Origin of the sequence: Streptomyces sp. NPDC058086, assembly GCF_042885015.1 — a bacterium.
In the GTDB taxonomy this organism is placed as follows: Bacteria; Actinomycetota; Actinomycetes; order Streptomycetales; family Streptomycetaceae; genus Streptomyces.
Window position 1 is genome coordinate 48634 of record NZ_JBHVST010000068.1, and the last position, 15707, is coordinate 64340.

Consider the following 15707-nt stretch of genomic DNA (forward strand, 5'->3'; position numbering starts at 1 on the left):
CGAACGGCCCCCAGTCACCCGCGGACAAAGAATCCGTGCACCCCCATGCGACCGTGCACGCCCGACGCGCGACTGTCCACGGCCCCCAACGCACCTACCCTCGACCCGAACTCAGGTATCCCCAGGGCCCGTTGGGGGCATGACGTTCCCACCGGCCGCGCAACCTCGAGGAGGGGTACGTGCTAGAGCCCGTAAGCAAGGCGGACGTGGACGTCGTCATCGTCGGGGCCGGAGCCGCGGGACTCGCGGCCGCCCAGCACCTGACCAGGGCGGGCCTCACGACGAAGGTTCTGGAGGCCGCCCCCACCGTGGGCGGCCGCATGACGACGGAGAAGGTGGACGGCTTCCGGCTCGACCGCATCGGCCGGCTCCTGTCCACCTCGTACCCCGAACTGCACCGCACCCCGGGTCTGAACGCCCTGGCCCTGCGCCCGTTCTCGCCGGGCGTGCTGCTGCACAGCGACGGCCGCCACCACCGCGCCGCCGCCCCCACCACCCCCCGGAGCGCAAGGGGCGCACTCACCGCCGCGCGCGCCCTCGCAAGCGCCCCCCGTCTCCCCCGGAGCCCGGCCTCGCGCCCCGGCCCCCTCGGCGGCCACCTCGACCAGACCCGCCTGGCCACCGCCCTCGCCCGCCTCGCCGTCACACCACCCGAACGCCTCCTCACCCGCCCCGACCTCCCCACCGCACAGGCGCTGACCACCCGTGGTCTGCCGCCCCGTACGGTCGACGGTTTTCTGCGCCCCCTGCTCGCCGCACTCCTGTGCGACCCGGCCCTCACCACCTCCAGCCGCGCCGCCGACCTGGCTCTGCATTCGTTCGCGTCGGGCCGGCTGTGCCTGCCGGAGGGCGGCGCGGACACCCTGCCGGAGCTCCTCGCCGCCTCCCTGCCCCCGGGCACCGTCCACACCGGCGTCGAGGTCACCGCGGTCTCCACGACCACCGTGACGACGAAGGACCACGGCGAACTCACCTGCCGGGCCATCCTGCTGGCGACCGGAGCCCGCGCCGCGGCCCGGCTGCTGCCCGGTCTGCGCGTCCCGGCCTTCCATCCGGTGACGGTCCTGCACCACACCACGGACGAGCCCCCGTTGACCGACCCGGCCCTGCTGCTGGACGCCGACCGGAGCGGCCCGGTGGCGCAGACGGCGGTCATCAGCCAGGTCGACCCGTCCCGCGCGCCCGCCGGACGGGCGCTCGTCTCCTCGATGGTGCTGGGCACCCCCCCGGCCGCCACCCATCTGGACACCGCGGTCCGCGCCCAACTGGCCCGCCTCTACGGCACGTCGACGACCCGCTGGGAACTCCTCGCGGTCCACCACACCCGTGACGCGGTCCCCGCGATGCCCCCGCCGCACGACCTGCGCCGCCCTGTACGCCTCCTGGCGGGCCTGTACGTCTGCGGGGACCACCGGGACACCGGCACGGTCCAGGGCGCCCTGCATTCGGGCTGCCGGGCCGCCCACGCCCTCATGCTGGACCTGGGCGCCCGTCCGGCCGCGACGGAGGAGCATCTGGAGACGGCGGCCTGAGTCAGCCAAGGGCCGCCACCCGGTCCCGGTAGCCCCGTACGGGTGCCGCGTCCCGGTACGGTTCGAGCCGCCGCTCGAAGTCCCGTACGTACTCGACGGCCCGGACCGACCGCATCTCCGCCGCCTGCCCCGCGGCCTCGGCACCCAACAGGCAGGCCTGGTCGAGCTCCCCGAGCCCGAGCCGTGCCGAGGCGAGCACCACCCGGCAGAACAGCCGGCTGCGCGCGAAGCCGGGCGCCCGCAACTGCAGCGAGCGCTCGGCGTGCTGCGCCGCGGCCCGGTACTGCTGCAGATCCCGGTGGCAGTGACCGAACTCGTCGGCGAGCTGCGCCTCGTCGAAGAACCGTGCCCAGTTCGGGGCCTCGTCCCCCGGCCGGGCGGATTCGAGGGCCCGCTCGGCGCGCACCAGCGACGCCGTGCAGGCCCGCACCTCCCCGAGCACGCCGTGCCCGCGCGCCTCCACGGAGTGCAGCAGCGCCTGGACGACGGGCGGCACGGACGAGCCGACGCCCTGCTGCGCGACCCGGGCGAGCTGCACGGCCTCCCGCCCGTGGCCGAGATAGACCGCCTGCCGGCTCATGGTGACCAGGACGTACGCGCCGTACGCCCGGTCGCCGGCCGCCTGCGACAGCCGCAGCGCCTGCACGAAGTAGCGCTGCGCGAGCCCGTGCGCGCCGATGTCGTACGAGGTCCAGCCGGCGAGACGGGTGAGGTCGGCGGCGGCCGCGAACAGGCGCCGCCCGGTCTGCTCGCCGTACGCGCCGCGCAACATGGGCTCGGCCTCGTGCTCCAGGTAGCGGACCAGGGCCTGGCGGGCGTGGCCGCCGCCGTAGGCGTGGTCGAGGGCGCGGAACAGTTCGCCCACCGAGCGCAGGGCGGCGATGTCCCCGCCGGTGACCTTCTGGCCGGGGCCGCGTTCGGTCTGGCTGCGCTGGCGGGGGACCGCGGGGCGCCCCTGGGCGGGGATGCGCGCGGCGGCCTGGTCGCCGCGGCTCACCCGGTCGTCGGCCCGTCCGATCAGCCAGTCGCGGCTGGGGACGACGAGCCCCGCCGGGGTGAAGGCGATCTTGCGGAGCTCGGCGTGGCTGCCGGAGTCCTTGCGCCACAGCCCGCTGACGATGTCTACGGCCTCCTCCGGGGTCGCGGCGAACTCGAGGCCCGCGTAGACGGGTGCGCAGGCGTCGAGCCCGAGGTCCTGCGCGGTGAGACGGCGGCCGAGGCGCCGCGTGAACACCTCGGCGATGAGGGCGGGTGTGGTGCCGCGGGGCTGCTGCCCGCGCAGCCACCGCGTCACCGATGTCTTGTCATATCTCAGGTCAAGTCCGTGTTCGAGGCCGAGCTGGTCCACGCGACGGGCGAGACCTGCGTTGGAGAACCCCGCTTCTGCGATGAGCGCGGCGAGCTGGCGATTGGGCGTGCGCTGCGCGGGTCGTTCCGTCATCTGCGGTGCGGTCTCCTGCCTTCCGGGCATCACTGGGTGCCCGGATTGCCTGTGAGCAGCCCTTATGGCCTCGTGGACGGCGCGAATGTAGCGGAGAGTAAGCACCTGATCGCACGCATCGACATACATTCATCCGATCGTGTGAGGATTGACCGCTGGGCTGACGCGCGCGGCCCGGACGTACAGTGGCGTGGGCGCGTTACGTACCTGACGAAAGGTTCTTTCGCCTGCCGCACAACGGGCCCGCCGGTTGCCACACCACAGGTTCTGAAGGTTCTGAGGCTTCTAGGGAGGCGCTTGCCGTGAGTGAGTTGCGGTTCGTCCGCATGGGATTCGGGGCCGAGGCCGTGGAGTACCAAGAGGCCTGGGACGAGCAGCGCCGCGTGCATGCCGCCCGTTTCCTGGACGAGGTCCCCGACACCTGTCTGCTCCTGGAGCACCCGCCGGTCTACACGGCGGGCCGGCGTACGGCGGACAGCGAACGGCCCCTCGACGGCACCCCCGTGGTCGACGTGGACCGCGGCGGCAAGATCACCTGGCACGGGCCCGGGCAGCTCGTGGGCTACCCGATCCAGAAGCTGCCGCGCCCGGTGGACGTGGTGGCGCACCTGCGGCGGCTCGAAGAGGTCATGATCCGGGTCTGCGCCGAGTTCGGCGTCGAGACCAGCCGGGTGGAGGGCCGGGCGGGCGTCTGGGTCCTGGGCGACCCCGTCGCCTCGCGCCCCTCCCTCGGCGGGCTCTCCCTCGACTTCGACCCGCGGCTGACGGACGAGGAGTTCGACCCCCGTCTGAACGGGCCCGAGTACGCGCCCTCCAACGCCGGGCAGCGGCGCGAGGACCGGAAGATCTGCGCCATGGGGATCCGGGTCGCCAAGGGCGTCACCATGCACGGCTTCGCCCTGAATGTGAATCCGGACACATCCTCCTTCGACAAGATCATCCCGTGTGGGATCCGGGACGCGGGGGTGACGTCCCTGGCGTACGAGCTGGGGCGCGACGTCACCATCGCCGAGGTCCTGCCGGTCGCCGAGAAGCACCTCCGCGACATCCTGGAGAACGCGGACCTGCGCCCCCGCGAGGTCGAACGGGCCTCGGCCTGACGGATGCCGGGTGCGGGGGTGTTCCCCGCGCCGCCCAAGGCGGGGCTTCGCCCCGATCCCCCGCCTGTCCGAAGTGGCCCGACCGCGGGCCGGTGGGGGTTGCTCGCGCCGTTCCCCGCGCCCCTGGGGCCGGGGCTGCGCCCCGGATCCCCCGTCCGATGCGTTTGGCCGCGGGCCGGTGGGGGTTGCTCGCGCAGTTCCCCGCGCCCCTGAAAGCCTCAGCCCGTCCGGCGTTTGAGGACGAGGCCGTTCAGGCCGACAGGGGGTCTGGGGGCGGAGCCCCCAGGGTGGGACGGGTAGGGGCGGCGGGGGCGAGGAAACCCCCGGGAATGCACCCCCGGTCCGCAAGGTTGCCCACCGCGGGGGCCGAGAACCGTACGGGCGTACCCTGGTGTACGCCGAAGAATCGAAGCTACAGGGAGCCGATGTGTCCGCAGTCGCACCCGACGGACGCAAAATGCTGCGCCTGGAGGTCCGGAACGCCCAGACCCCCATCGAGCGCAAGCCCGAGTGGATCAAGACCCGGGCGAAAATGGGCCCCGAGTACACGAAGATGCAGAACCTCGTGAAGAGCGAGGGCCTGCACACGGTCTGCCAGGAGGCGGGCTGCCCCAACATCTACGAGTGCTGGGAAGACCGCGAGGCCACGTTCCTGATCGGCGGCGACCAGTGCACCCGGCGCTGCGACTTCTGCCAGATCGACACGGGCAAGCCGGAGGCACTCGACCGCGACGAACCCCGTCGCGTGGGCGAGTCCGTGGTCACGATGGACTTGAACTACGCCACCATCACCGGCGTCGCCCGCGACGACCTGGAGGACGGCGGGGCGTGGCTGTACGCCGAGACGGTCCGCCAGATCCACCGGCAGACGGCGGAGCGAGAGGCCGGCCGCACCAAGGTCGAGCTCCTCGCCCCCGACTTCAACGCCGAGCCCGCCCAGCTCGCCGAGGTCTTCTCGTCCCGCCCGGAGGTCTTCGCGCACAACGTCGAGACGGTCCCCCGGATCTTCAAGCGCATCCGCCCGGGCTTCCGCTACGAGCGCTCGCTGAAGGTCATCACCGAGGCGCGCGACTACGGTCTGGTCACGAAGTCGAACCTCATCCTCGGCATGGGCGAGACCCGCGAGGAGGTCAGCGAGGCCCTCACGCAGCTGCACGAGGCGGGCTGCGAGCTGGTGACCATCACGCAGTACCTGCGTCCCTCCGTGCGCCACCACCCCGTGGAGCGCTGGGTCAAGCCGCACGAGTTCGTGGAGCTGAAGGAGGAGGCCGAGCAGATCGGCTTCTCCGGTGTCATGTCGGGCCCGCTGGTGCGCTCCTCGTACCGCGCCGGCCGGCTGTACCAGATGGCCATCGAGAAGCGGGGCGCGTACGTCGCCTCGCAGGCGGTCTGAACACCCGTACGGAGCAGTCCGGGCGACACAATTTGAAACGCCGTACAACGCGAGCGGTGGCACTCAGTGCCACCGCTCGCGTGTGAATCGGCGCACAAGCAACTCCCCCCACAATGTGGCCAATTCACCGCGCTGACGACTGTCCACGCAGATGGGAACAGGCGTCAGGACAGCGTCAGGCTGGAGGCCCGCCGCATCAAGGCTTCATTGGTGTTTGACCGGTCGGTCACGCCCTGGTAACACCAATCAGTGACCCTGGTCTTACGCCACGTACCGCCCCGTCCAGAGCCGCCATCCCGAGGGGGGACCTCCATCATGCAGGCCGCGCCCGTACGCGCCACAGCCATCCCGTCGTTCACCGATGCACTCCGTGCCGTCGAATCGCTGCTCATGAGCAGCGGTCAGCGCACCGCCCGCCGCAACGCCTGGACCTCCGTGCTGGAGGATCGCCGCCGCGCCAAGGACCGGGTCGAGGCGCAGCGCGTGCTGGAGTCCGTGGCGACGCGGTCGTAGCCGTCGCCGGACCCCCCGTGCGGGCACTGCCGCCGCCCGCCCGGACACTGCCGTCGTCGGCGCTTGTCGGGCCACGTAGACTTCGTGGCATGGCGAGGAAGGAAACTGCAGCGGACGCTGCGAACCCCGGGCGACTCAAGCAGATCGCTCTGACCTACAAGATGACTCGCAAGGCCGACTCCAAGATCGGTCTTGTACTCGCGGCAGTCGGAATCGTCACCTTCGGTGTCTTCCTCGCGATCGGCCTCTTGATCGACCACCCGTACTACCTGGGCATTCTCGGCCTCCTGCTCGCCTTCCTCGCGACGGCGATCGTCTTCGGGCGCAGGGCCGAGCGAGCCGCGTTCGGGCAGATGGAAGGCCAGCCGGGCGCAGCCGCGGCCGTGCTGGACAACATCGGCAGGGGCTGGACCACGACTCCGGCAGTGGCGATGAACCGCAGCCAGGACGTGGTGCACCGAGCGGTCGGCAAGGCCGGCATCGTGCTGGTGGCCGAGGGCAACCCGAACCGGGTGAAGAGCCTGCTGGCGGCCGAGAAGAAGAAGATGGCGCGGATCGTCGCCGATGTGCCCGTGCATGACGTGCTCGTGGGCACCGGTGAAGGTCAGGTCGAGCTGAAGAAGCTCCGCACCACGATGCTGAAGTTCCCCCGCGTCCTGACCGGCCCGCAGGTGACGGCCACCAACGACCGGTTGCGCGCGATGGGCGACCTGATGAGCAACATGCCCCTTCCGAAGGGTCCGATGCCCAAGGGCATGCGGATGCCGCGCGGCGGACCGAAGGCCCGCTGACACCCCTCTGAGCAGAGTTACGACGATGGGGGCGCCCGGATCACTCCGGGCGCCCCCATCGTCGTACCGCTCGCCGCACCACTCGTCGTACGGCCTGGTGTCGTAATACGGCCTGGTGCCCCGTCGTCGGTCGGCTAGGCCCGGACCTCGATCGTGCGGGCCATGCGGTCGTGCAGGCCCCGGCCGTCGCGGTCCCAGATCAGGGCGGGGATGGCCACGCACAGCAGGGCGGTGCGCAGCAGGACACGCAGCGGGTTGAGACGGCCGCCGCCCTCGGGGACGATCCGCAGGCCCAGGAGGCGCTTGCCCGGGGTGAAGCCGACCGTGCCGACGGTCAGGACGCCCAGGACGAAGAAGACGAGCAGGGCCCAGTTGCCCGTCGCCCCCGGCTTGTAGCCGTGGGTGAGCAGTCCGTATGCGATCAACAGGCACAGGGCCCAGTCGATGGCGAGGGCGCCCAGCCTGCGGCCGGGGCGGGCGATGGAGCCGGGGCCCTGTTCCGGCAGACCCAGCTGTTCACCTCGGTATCCGAGGTCGGCACCGGCGTCCTCCAGGGCCGCGCGGGGTCCGGAGAGCCACGATCCGATTGCTTGCCTGTTGTCCACCCGTCCACGGTACTGCGCCCGTTTTGGCATACGGACAGGAGGGGCCCGACTGCCCCAGGTCGGTTAACTTGGGCGAAACAAATGGGTCACGCTGGAGAAATCCCCCATCCCTATGGTCGGCTCCAGCGTGTGCCACCGCACTGGCCGCACGAACGAACTACCACCCCGGTCCACTGTGGGCGGGAGTAGGAGGAGCTGGATGTTCCAGAACGCCGACGAGGCCAAGAAGTTCATCGCGGACGAGGACGTCAAGTTCGTCGATGTCCGCTTCTGTGACCTGCCGGGTGTGATGCAGCACTTCACGATCCCGGCCGAGGCCTTCGACCCGGCCGAGGAGCTCGCGTTCGACGGCTCCTCGATCCGCGGCTTCCAGGCCATCCACGAGTCCGACATGGCGCTCCGCGCCGACCTGTCCACCGCGCGCGTCGACCCCTTCCGCCGCGACAAGACGGTCAACATCAACTTCTTCATCCACGACCCGATCACGGGCGAGCAGTACTCCCGTGACCCGCGCAACGTGGCGAAGAAGGCCGAGGCCTACCTCGCGTCGACCGGCATCGCCGACACCGCGTTCTTCGGCCCCGAGGCCGAGTTCTACGTCTTCGACAGCGTGCGCTTCGACACCAAGTCGAACGAGGCCTTCTACCACATCGACTCCGAGGCCGGCGCCTGGAACACCGGTGCCCTCGAGGACAACCGTGGTTACAAGGTCCGCTACAAGGGCGGCTACTTCCCGACCCCGCCGGTCGACCACTTCGCCGACCTGCGTGCCGAGATCTCCCTGGAGCTGGCCAAGTCCGGCCTCCAGGTCGAGCGCCAGCACCACGAGGTGGGCACCGCCGGCCAGGCCGAGATCAACTACAAGTTCAACACGCTGCTCGCCGCGGCCGACGACCTCCAGCTCTTCAAGTACATCGTGAAGAACGTCGCCTGGCGCAACGGCAAGACCGCGACCTTCATGCCGAAGCCGATCTTCGGCGACAACGGCTCGGGCATGCACGTCCACCAGTCGCTGTGGGCCAACGGCGACCCGCTGTTCTACGACGAGGCCGGTTACGCGGGCCTCTCGGACACCGCCCGCTACTACATCGGCGGCATCCTCAAGCACGCCCCGTCGCTGCTCGCCTTCACGAACCCGACGGTGAACTCGTACCACCGTCTGGTCCCCGGCTTCGAAGCCCCGGTCAACCTGGTGTACTCGCAGCGCAACCGCTCCGCGGCCATGCGTATCCCGATCACCGGTTCGAACCCGAAGGCCAAGCGCGTCGAGTTCCGTGCGCCCGACTCCTCCGGCAACCCGTACCTGGCCTTCTCGGCCCTGCTGCTCGCGGGCCTCGACGGCATCAAGAACAAGGTCGAGCCGGCCGAGCCGATCGACAAGGACCTCTACGAGCTCGCCCCCGAGGAGCACGCGGGCGTCGCCCAGGTCCCGACCTCCCTCCCGGCCGTCCTCGACCGCCTCGAGGCCGACCACGAGTTCCTGCTCGCGGGCGACGTCTTCACGTCCGACCTGATCGAGACGTGGATCGACTACAAGCGCACGAACGAGATCGCGCCGCTGCAGCTGCGTCCGCACCCGCACGAGTTCGAGCTGTACTACGACGTCTAAAGATCACGACGCCTGAAAAGACGCCTGAAAAACTGAGGGCCGCCACCTGTGCGTACAGGTGGCGGCCCTCGGCCGTGGTCCGTCAGGGCACCACGATGACTACGACTCCACCGCCGAAGCCGTTGCTGAAGCCGTTGTTGAAGCCGAATCCGTTGTTGAAGCCGAAACCGTTGTTGAAGCCGAAACGGTTGAAGCCGGTGTTGAAGCCGTTGTTGAAGCCGAAGCCACAGTTGCCACGGCCACCCCAGTTGGAACAGCCGAAGGTGGAGTGGGTCGGGGCTTGGGCCGGGGCAGCTGCCGAGGCCGTACCTGCTGCGCCGATCGCGGCGCCTCCGGCCATCAGAACGCCGATGGCGGATACCGCGAAGAAGCGCCTCGCACGTTGTGCCTTCATGGATGAATCCTCCTTGCACCCCTCGTGCGGTCTTTCGGAGGCACGAGACGGATGGCAGATGGCCGTGACCGCGGCGGAGCGGGTCCGGCGCGATGCTCGCCCGAGTACAGGGAGTACGTTCAAACCGCCGCCGCGTGCAGCGGGCGTACTCCGATGGCGGCTCTTTTCATTAAGAGCTGCTCGCGAATAAAGGCTAGTCGGCGATCGACCACTCAGCATCTTGGGCGGAATCCCCCAGATCCCGCACGGAATCCCACAGGTTGCCTTTGCACCTCCTAGGGCTGTTCGGAACCGCTTCATGGGCATCCGCAGGTGCACACTGGACAGCGGGACGAGTGCCTTACTGCGGGGGTGATGCAGATGCAGAGCCGGTTTCGGAGCGATCCGCGGTTGACCGCACGCATGACGGTCACGCTGTTCCTGCTCGGATTGCTGTACGTGGCCTTCGTCGCCGCGTTGATCGTGCTGCTGAAGTCCTGGGTGCTGGTCGTGGTCGTCGCGGCCCTGCTGCTGGGCGCGCAGTACTGGTTCTCGGACCGGATCGCGCTCTACGCGATGCACGGCCGGATCGTGGAGCGCGAGGAGTATCCGCAGCTGCACGGGGTCGTCGACCGGCTGTGTGCCGTCGCCGACATGCCGAAGCCGCTGGTCGCCGTGTCGGACATCGACATGCCGAACGCGTTCGCGACCGGGCGGAACGCCGATCACGCGGTCCTCTGCGTGACCACCGGGCTGCTGCGGCGGCTGGAGCCCGACGAGCTGGAGGGCGTGCTCGCGCACGAGCTGTCGCACGTGGCGCACAAGGACGTCGCCGTGATCACCGTGGCCTCGTTCCTCGGGGTGATCGCCGGGCTGATCGTGCGGTTCGCCTTCTACTCGCAGCTCTTCGGCGGGCGTGGCCGCAAGGACCAGAACACCGTGGCGATCTTCATGGCGGTGATGGCCGTCTCCGCGGCCGTGTACGCGATCAGCTTCCTTCTCATCCGGGCCCTGTCCCGGTACCGCGAGCTGGCCGCCGACCGGTCCGCCGCCCTGCTCACCGGCCGGCCCTCGGCGCTGGCGTCCGCGCTGACGAAGGTCTCCGGGGACATCGCGCGGATCCCGACCAAGGATCTACGGACGGCGCAGGCGTTCAACGCGTTCTACTTCACGCCGGCCTTCGGTGCCGAACCGGGGATCGCGAAGCTCTTCTCGACCCACCCCAGCCTGGAGCAGCGGCTCGAACAACTGGGCAGGATCTCGGCGGAGCTGGGTGAGGCGGCGACTCCGGAGAGCACCACCTGACTCTTCCTGCCGCTTCCTGACCCTTCCTGACCCTTCCTGACCCTTCCTGACCCTTCCTGACCCTCCTGCCCATCCTGGGCCATGGCCCTCCGTCCCTTCCGGAAAGGCAGCCGACTGCATGGGGATCCTGGACATCCTGCTCGGGCGCACCAAGGCCGTCGCGCCCGATCTCGACCAGCTCTTCGGGCTGCCGTCGGCGGCCGTGACCCTGCAGGCCGCCGCCGGGTTCACCCCGACCGGGACAGGCGCGGTGTGTTTCGCGAGCGTCGAGGGCGGGGCCTTCGCCCAGGCGCACCAGGAGGTGCAGGAGCTGCTCGACGCGGATGCCGAACGCACGGGTCCGCCGGTGGAGGTCAGCCGGGACGAGTACGGGTATTCGTGGCTGGTCTCGCGGCGGGAACCGGACGATCTGCCCGCGCTGGTCGGTGATCTGCACGCGGTCAACAGCGCGCTGGAGGGCAGCGGCTTCGGACCGCAACTGCTCTGCTCCGTGGCCGGCTTCCAGGACACCGGGCAGCGACGGCTCGGGCTCGTCTACCTCTACAAGCGCGGCACCTTCTATCCCTTCGCACCGCTGGCCGGCGAGGCCCAACGGCGCGACAACGCGCTGGAACTGCAGGTCAAGGCCGCGCTCGCGGACGATCTGCGGATCGAGCAGGACCTCAGCCGCTGGTTCCCCATCTGGGGCGCCCCGGGTCTGTGACCTCCCGAGAACCGACGTCCGGGTGCTACGTCCGGGTGCTACGTCCGGCGTTCCTGGCGGCGGGCCTCCAGCGGACGCTCGCGGCGGTAGCGGCGCTCCCACTTGGCCTGCTGGTCACGGCGCTGACGGTAGGCGCGGTAGCTGGTGTCCGGACGGGCCGGGGAACCGGACGTGCCCGAGGGCGCCGCCGCTGACGTGCTGCCCCAGGTACGGCCATAGCGGGCGTACACGAAGAGCAGGGCGATCGCGGCGAGCCACAGGACGTGGTTCGAGAAGCCCAGGACGACCAGGGTCACGGTCGCGGAAACGATCAAGGTTCCCATGACGGGACTCCTTGTGTGCGTGGGTGGCTGTGTGCCGACAGGGCACTGGGGGTGGGTCCCCGTCCGTCGGTGCGTAGAGAGTAGCCCCGAGTCCGCCACCTGATGCCTGTCCGACGAAAAGCAGACGTGGCTGAAAAGCGGGCGTGGGTCATCGGGGGTCATGGGTAAATGGGCGGATGCTCGCCTCCTTCACACACGACCACGACGGTGAACGACTGAGCTGCGTCAGCGGCGGCGGTGACGACGGCCATGGCACCGGCCATGGCGATGACCGTGGCGCCACGGCCACCGTCGTCCTGCTGCACGGCGCGGGCCTCGGCAACAAGGAGCGACTGCTGCCGCTGCTGGAGGAGTTCGTGGCACGCGGCTGCCGGGGCCTCGCCCTCGACTTCTCCGGACACGGCGAAAGTTCGGGCGAACTCAAGGACCTGAGCCTGCGCCGACGCTTCGAGCAGGCCGTCTCCGTCATCGACGCGTCGGTCCCGGCGGACGGACCGCTGATCCTCGTCGGGTTCAGCATGAGCGGCCAGACGGTGGCCGATCTCGCCGGGCACTACGGGCGGCGCGTGGTGGCGCTGGGCCTGTGCGCGCCCGCGGTGTACGGCGCCGAGGCGTGGCAGGTTCCGTTCGGGGAGAGTGGGAGAGGGCGCTTCAGCGAGATCATCCGGGCGCCGGACAGTTGGCGGCAGGCCCCCGCGCTCGATGTGCTGCGCGGGTACGACGGCCGTGCGGTCCTCGCCGTACCCGGTACGGACGCCGTCATCCCGCCCGCCGTCACCGAGGCCGTGACGGACGCGCTCACCGCCCGTGCCCAGTTCACCCGGCTCGAATTCCCCGATGCCGATCACATGCTGGGTCTGTGGCTGCGCGAACACGCCGCCGACCGGGCGCGGTTCGTGGACGCCGTACTCGTGGGACCGGGTGAGCGGGGGTGGACCGCGACCCGCGGCTGGGTGGCCGAACAGCTTCCGGCCGGCAGGAGCGTACGGGAGTCCACGGCCCTGCGCGGCGGCTGGAGCTCCCAGATGCGCCGGCTCACCCTCGACGACGGTACGGGTCTGGTGCTGCGGTCGTTCGTGAAGCCCTTCTACCGCCGTCATGCGCCCGGCCTGCTGGCCCGCGAGGCGTCCGTCCTCACCCTGCTCGCCCCGTACGAGGACGTGCCCACGCCCGAGCTCCAGGCCGTCGACGCCGCCGCCGAACACTGCGACCACCCCTCGCTGTTGATGTCCGCGCTGCCGGGCGGGGTACGGGTGGACGAGGAGGACCTGGACCGGCGCATCGTCCTGCTGGCCGGCCAACTGGCCCGTATCCACACGGTGGTTCCGGCCGACCGCCCGCGCCCCTACCAGGCCTGGACCTCGCCCGAACGCGTCCGTGCGCCCCGGGACGTGCTGTGGGAGCGGGCCGTGGACGTGATCCGGCGCGAACCCCCGGCGTACGAAGGGTGTTTCCTGCACCGGGACTTCCATCCCGGCAACGTGCTCTTCACCGGCGCGGGCGACACCCTGCGGATCAGCGGGGTGGTCGACTGGGTGGAGACCTCCTGGGGGCCCGCCGACCTGGACGTGGCCCACTGCTCCACGGCCCTCGCGCTGCTCCACGGGGAGGCGTACGGCCTGGGGTTCCGCGCGCGGTACGAGGCACACGGCGGACGCCGACCGGCCGACGCCGAGGAGCACTTGTACTGGCGGCTGCTGGACGCGCTGGCCTACTCCCCCGACGCCGAGAAGCTCGCGGGGCCGTGGCGGGAACTGGGGCGCACGGACCTGACCCCCGAGGTGCTGGGCGAACGGCTGACGGCGTATGTGACCGGACTGTTCGAGCTGTACGGCTGAAGGCATCGACATCGACATCGGCATCGGCGACGGCGACGGCGACGGCGACGGTCACCGGAGCGGGAGGCGCGTTTGCGGGTGTCAGGCCCGCACGGCGCGGGCTACGTCGGCGGTGACGTCTCCGGAGAGGGTGCGGTTGCTGCGGGCGGTTGCGTCCTTGGCGGCGCCCGCCGGGACGTCGTTCACGGTGACGACGACCGTGTCGAGGAGGTTGCCGCCCTTGTCGCGGAAGTCGACCTGGACCGCGTACGTCTTCGCCCCGGACGTCGGGTTGGTGGCGGTGGCCTTGACGGTGGCCCGGCCCGCGGAGTCGATGGTCACCTGGCCGCCGAGCTTCACCTCGTCCTTGGCATTCAGACCGTTCTTGAACTCGTCGAACTTCCGCCCGGCCTCGGCGGTCGCGGAGGCGAGGGTGCCGCCGGCCTCGGACGCGAGGGAGGAGGCGGCGGAGGCCACGTCGGACGGGGTGGTGCCGTTGGAACAGCCGGCCAGGGCGGCGCCGAGGGCCAGGAGGAGCACGACAGCCACGGCCCCCGGGCCGGTCCGTCGTGCGCCGGGCGCTCGTATCCCGCTCACCCCGTGTACCCCGCCTGTCCCGCGTATCCCTTGCCTCGCGTGCCGCGCCATGTCGTCTCCCGACGTTCCGCTGCGGATTCCCGTTTCAGTCAAGGCCGTGAGCAGGGCGTACGCATGGCGGGGGCGCCGATCGGGTGAGGCGCGAGAGGATGCGGGGACGGCAGCTATGAGAGGGAGGCGGCGTGGGCGAGGAGCGGCGGCACATCGCAGTGGCGGAGCGGCGGGCCCGGCTCGCCCTGCGGCACCGGCTCGCGGGGACGGCGCGCGCGGCGAGCCCCGAGGAGGTCGCCGGGGCCCTGGTCGCACTGCACGGGACCGATCCGGCGACGGTGTACCTGGCGGTGGGCGCGCGGCTCGCGGACGCCGGGAAGACGGTGGCGGAGCTCGACCGGGCGCTGTACGAGGACCGGACGCTGGTGCGGATGCACGGCATGCGGCACACCGTGTTCGTCTTTCCCACCGAGCTGGCCGCGGTGGTGCACGCCTCGACGGGGCTCGCGATCGCCGCGAAGGCCCGGGCCGGGCTGGTCAAGAACATGGTGAGCGGCAGCGACGGGCGGCTGACCGAGGAGTGGCTCACCGAGGTGGAGGCGTCCGCGCTCGCCGCGCTGGCGCGGCGCGGGCAGGCCACGGTGAACGAACTCGCTCAGGACGAGCCGCGGTTGAGGGAGCAGTTCACGTACGGCGCGGGGCGCAGTTACGAGAGCGCGCAGACCGTGTCGTCCCGGCTGATGCGGGTGCTCGGGGTCGAGGGGCGGGTGGTGCGTGGGCGCCCGCTGGGGTCCTGGACGTCGACCCAGTTCCGCTGGGCCGTGGCGCCGCCGCATCCCGAACTGCCGACCTCCGAGGCCCAGCCCGAACTGCTGCGCCGCTGGCTCGCGGTGTGCGGGCCCGCCACCGAGGCCGACCTCAAGTGGTGGACGGGGTGGAAGGTCACCGATGTGCGGCGGGCGCTGGCCGCGATCGGGGCGGTGGCCGTGTCGCTCGACGACGGAGCCACCGGATATGTGACCGCCGACGACACCGCCCCCGTCCCCGGCCCCGCCGCGCCGTGGGCCGCGCTCCTCCCCGGGCTCGATCCGACGGCCATGGGATGGCAGGAACGGGACTGGTACCTCTCCCCCTCCCTGCGCCCCGCCCTCTTCGACGGCAGCGGGAATGTCGGGCCGACGGTGTGGTGGGACGGGCGGGTGGTCGGAGGGTGGGCGCAGCGGGCCGACGGGGCCCTGGTGTGGCGGGTGCTGGACCCTGCCGGGGTGGGGCGGGAGGCACTGTCCGCCATCGAGACGGAGGCCGCCCGCGTACGGGCCTGGCTTGGCCCGACCCGGATCACCCCGCGCTTCCGAACCCCCCTGGAGAAGGAACTGACGACGGATTAGAAACGAAGGGCACGGAGCTTCGTCCCGCGTACCCCGCCCGGTTCGTTCGGCTGCGGGTGAGCGGGGGCTGGTCGCGCAGTTCCCCGCGCCCCTTAAGAGCGCTGGCGCGCATCTTTCAGCCCGTCCGGCGTTTGAGGACGAGGCCGTTCAGGCCGAAGCGGGGGTCTGGGGGCGCAGCCCCCAGGGATGGGACGGGTAGGGGCGGCGGGGGCGCGGAACGTCACCC

At 70.9% G+C, this 15707-nt stretch carries 14 protein-coding genes and 1 pseudogene; 10 read left to right on the plus strand and 5 right to left on the minus strand.

The window, feature by feature from the left end:
* Nucleotides 1–173 precede the first annotated feature (173 nt).
* A pseudogene (locus tag ACFVWD_RS38250) lies at nucleotides 174–1532 on the plus strand (NAD(P)/FAD-dependent oxidoreductase); the annotation flags it as partial.
* Nucleotide 1533: 1 nt separating this feature from the next.
* On the opposite strand, the gene ACFVWD_RS38255 reads toward ACFVWD_RS38250, so the two are convergent.
* The gene (locus tag ACFVWD_RS38255; RefSeq protein WP_389602620.1) at nucleotides 1534–2973 is read right to left on the minus strand and encodes a regulator; all 1440 of its coding nucleotides are present in this window, start codon (nucleotides 2971–2973) and stop codon (nucleotides 1534–1536) included.
* A gap of 302 nt (nucleotides 2974–3275) precedes the next feature.
* Between ACFVWD_RS38255 and lipB the strand changes: the two genes are divergently transcribed.
* From lipB to ACFVWD_RS38275, 4 genes are all read left to right on the plus strand, one after another.
* Nucleotides 3276–4073, plus strand: coding sequence for a lipoyl(octanoyl) transferase LipB (gene lipB / locus ACFVWD_RS38260; RefSeq protein ID WP_389602621.1), 798 nt, complete (start codon nucleotides 3276–3278; stop codon nucleotides 4071–4073).
* Between the two features lie 427 nt (nucleotides 4074–4500).
* Nucleotides 4501–5466, plus strand: a complete 966-nt coding sequence (gene lipA, locus ACFVWD_RS38265; protein ID WP_054229279.1) for a lipoyl synthase — start codon at nucleotides 4501–4503, stop codon at nucleotides 5464–5466.
* A 315-nt stretch (nucleotides 5467–5781) separates the two neighbouring features.
* Nucleotides 5782–5979, plus strand: coding sequence for a hypothetical protein (locus tag ACFVWD_RS38270; protein WP_054229278.1), 198 nt, complete (start codon nucleotides 5782–5784; stop codon nucleotides 5977–5979).
* An 89-nt stretch (nucleotides 5980–6068) separates the two neighbouring features.
* Complete coding sequence (locus ACFVWD_RS38275) at nucleotides 6069–6770, plus strand: DUF4191 domain-containing protein (RefSeq protein WP_168508259.1); 702 nt, start codon at nucleotides 6069–6071, stop codon at nucleotides 6768–6770.
* A 134-nt stretch (nucleotides 6771–6904) separates the two neighbouring features.
* On the opposite strand, the gene ACFVWD_RS38280 is transcribed toward ACFVWD_RS38275, so the two are convergent.
* Nucleotides 6905–7375 carry an RDD family protein gene (locus tag ACFVWD_RS38280; protein WP_319743525.1) on the minus strand — a complete coding sequence of 157 codons (471 nt, stop codon included), beginning with the start codon at nucleotides 7373–7375 and terminating at the stop codon, nucleotides 6905–6907.
* A 199-nt stretch (nucleotides 7376–7574) separates the two neighbouring features.
* Here ACFVWD_RS38280 and glnA point away from each other — a divergent pair, with 199 nt between their 5' ends.
* On the plus strand, nucleotides 7575–8984 hold the full coding sequence (gene glnA / locus ACFVWD_RS38285; protein ID WP_054229275.1) for a type I glutamate--ammonia ligase: 1410 nt from the start codon (nucleotides 7575–7577) through the stop codon (nucleotides 8982–8984).
* Between the two features lie 82 nt (nucleotides 8985–9066).
* On the opposite strand, the gene ACFVWD_RS38290 is transcribed toward glnA, so the two are convergent.
* A complete protein-coding gene (locus tag ACFVWD_RS38290) occupies nucleotides 9067–9378 on the minus strand; it encodes a hypothetical protein (protein ID WP_389602622.1) in 312 nt (103 codons plus the stop codon).
* Between the two features lie 360 nt (nucleotides 9379–9738).
* Between ACFVWD_RS38290 and htpX the strand changes: the two genes are divergently transcribed.
* Together htpX and ACFVWD_RS38300 are read left to right on the plus strand one after the other, a co-directional pair.
* Nucleotides 9739–10662 (plus strand): zinc metalloprotease HtpX, encoded by a 924-nt coding sequence (gene htpX / locus ACFVWD_RS38295; RefSeq protein ID WP_389602623.1) that lies wholly within the window; start codon nucleotides 9739–9741, stop codon nucleotides 10660–10662.
* 118 nt (nucleotides 10663–10780) lie between these two features.
* Nucleotides 10781–11365 carry a hypothetical protein gene (locus ACFVWD_RS38300; RefSeq protein ID WP_389602624.1) on the plus strand — a complete coding sequence of 195 codons (585 nt, stop codon included), beginning with the start codon at nucleotides 10781–10783 and terminating at the stop codon, nucleotides 11363–11365.
* A 38-nt stretch (nucleotides 11366–11403) separates the two neighbouring features.
* Here the strand turns inward: ACFVWD_RS38300 and ACFVWD_RS38305 are convergent, their stop codons facing one another.
* A complete protein-coding gene (locus ACFVWD_RS38305; protein ID WP_101405559.1) occupies nucleotides 11404–11688 on the minus strand; it encodes a hypothetical protein in 285 nt (94 codons plus the stop codon).
* A gap of 176 nt (nucleotides 11689–11864) precedes the next feature.
* Between ACFVWD_RS38305 and ACFVWD_RS38310 the strand changes: the two genes are divergently transcribed.
* On the plus strand, nucleotides 11865–13526 hold the full coding sequence (locus tag ACFVWD_RS38310; protein WP_389602625.1) for a phosphotransferase: 1662 nt from the start codon (nucleotides 11865–11867) through the stop codon (nucleotides 13524–13526).
* Between the two features lie 81 nt (nucleotides 13527–13607).
* Here the strand turns inward: ACFVWD_RS38310 and ACFVWD_RS38315 are convergent, their stop codons facing one another.
* Nucleotides 13608–14054: an FxLYD domain-containing protein gene (locus ACFVWD_RS38315; protein ID WP_389602626.1), complete on the minus strand. Its 447-nt coding sequence runs from the start codon at nucleotides 14052–14054 to the stop codon at nucleotides 13608–13610.
* Between the two features lie 230 nt (nucleotides 14055–14284).
* On the opposite strand from ACFVWD_RS38315, the gene ACFVWD_RS38320 reads away from it, so the two are divergent.
* Nucleotides 14285–15481, plus strand: a complete 1197-nt coding sequence (locus ACFVWD_RS38320) for a winged helix DNA-binding domain-containing protein (RefSeq protein WP_389602627.1) — start codon at nucleotides 14285–14287, stop codon at nucleotides 15479–15481.
* Nucleotides 15482–15707 lie beyond the last annotated feature (226 nt).

What these genes read in the sequence shown, in the direction of transcription:
- ACFVWD_RS38255 (WP_389602620.1), bottom strand. Translation starts at nt 2,973, where the DNA reads ATGACGGAACGACCCGCGCAGCGCACGCCCAATCGCCAGCTCGCCGCG.
- ACFVWD_RS38270 (WP_054229278.1), top strand. Translation starts at nt 5,782, where the DNA reads ATGCAGGCCGCGCCCGTACGCGCCACAGCCATCCCGTCGTTCACCGAT.
- ACFVWD_RS38275 (WP_168508259.1), top strand. Translation starts at nt 6,069, where the DNA reads ATGGCGAGGAAGGAAACTGCAGCGGACGCTGCGAACCCCGGGCGACTC.
- glnA (WP_054229275.1), top strand. Translation starts at nt 7,575, where the DNA reads ATGTTCCAGAACGCCGACGAGGCCAAGAAGTTCATCGCGGACGAGGAC.
- ACFVWD_RS38290 (WP_389602622.1), bottom strand. Translation starts at nt 9,378, where the DNA reads ATGAAGGCACAACGTGCGAGGCGCTTCTTCGCGGTATCCGCCATCGGC.
- htpX (WP_389602623.1), top strand. Translation starts at nt 9,739, where the DNA reads ATGCAGAGCCGGTTTCGGAGCGATCCGCGGTTGACCGCACGCATGACG.
- ACFVWD_RS38300 (WP_389602624.1), top strand. Translation starts at nt 10,781, where the DNA reads ATGGGGATCCTGGACATCCTGCTCGGGCGCACCAAGGCCGTCGCGCCC.
- ACFVWD_RS38305 (WP_101405559.1), bottom strand. Translation starts at nt 11,688, where the DNA reads ATGGGAACCTTGATCGTTTCCGCGACCGTGACCCTGGTCGTCCTGGGC.
- ACFVWD_RS38310 (WP_389602625.1), top strand. Translation starts at nt 11,865, where the DNA reads ATGCTCGCCTCCTTCACACACGACCACGACGGTGAACGACTGAGCTGC.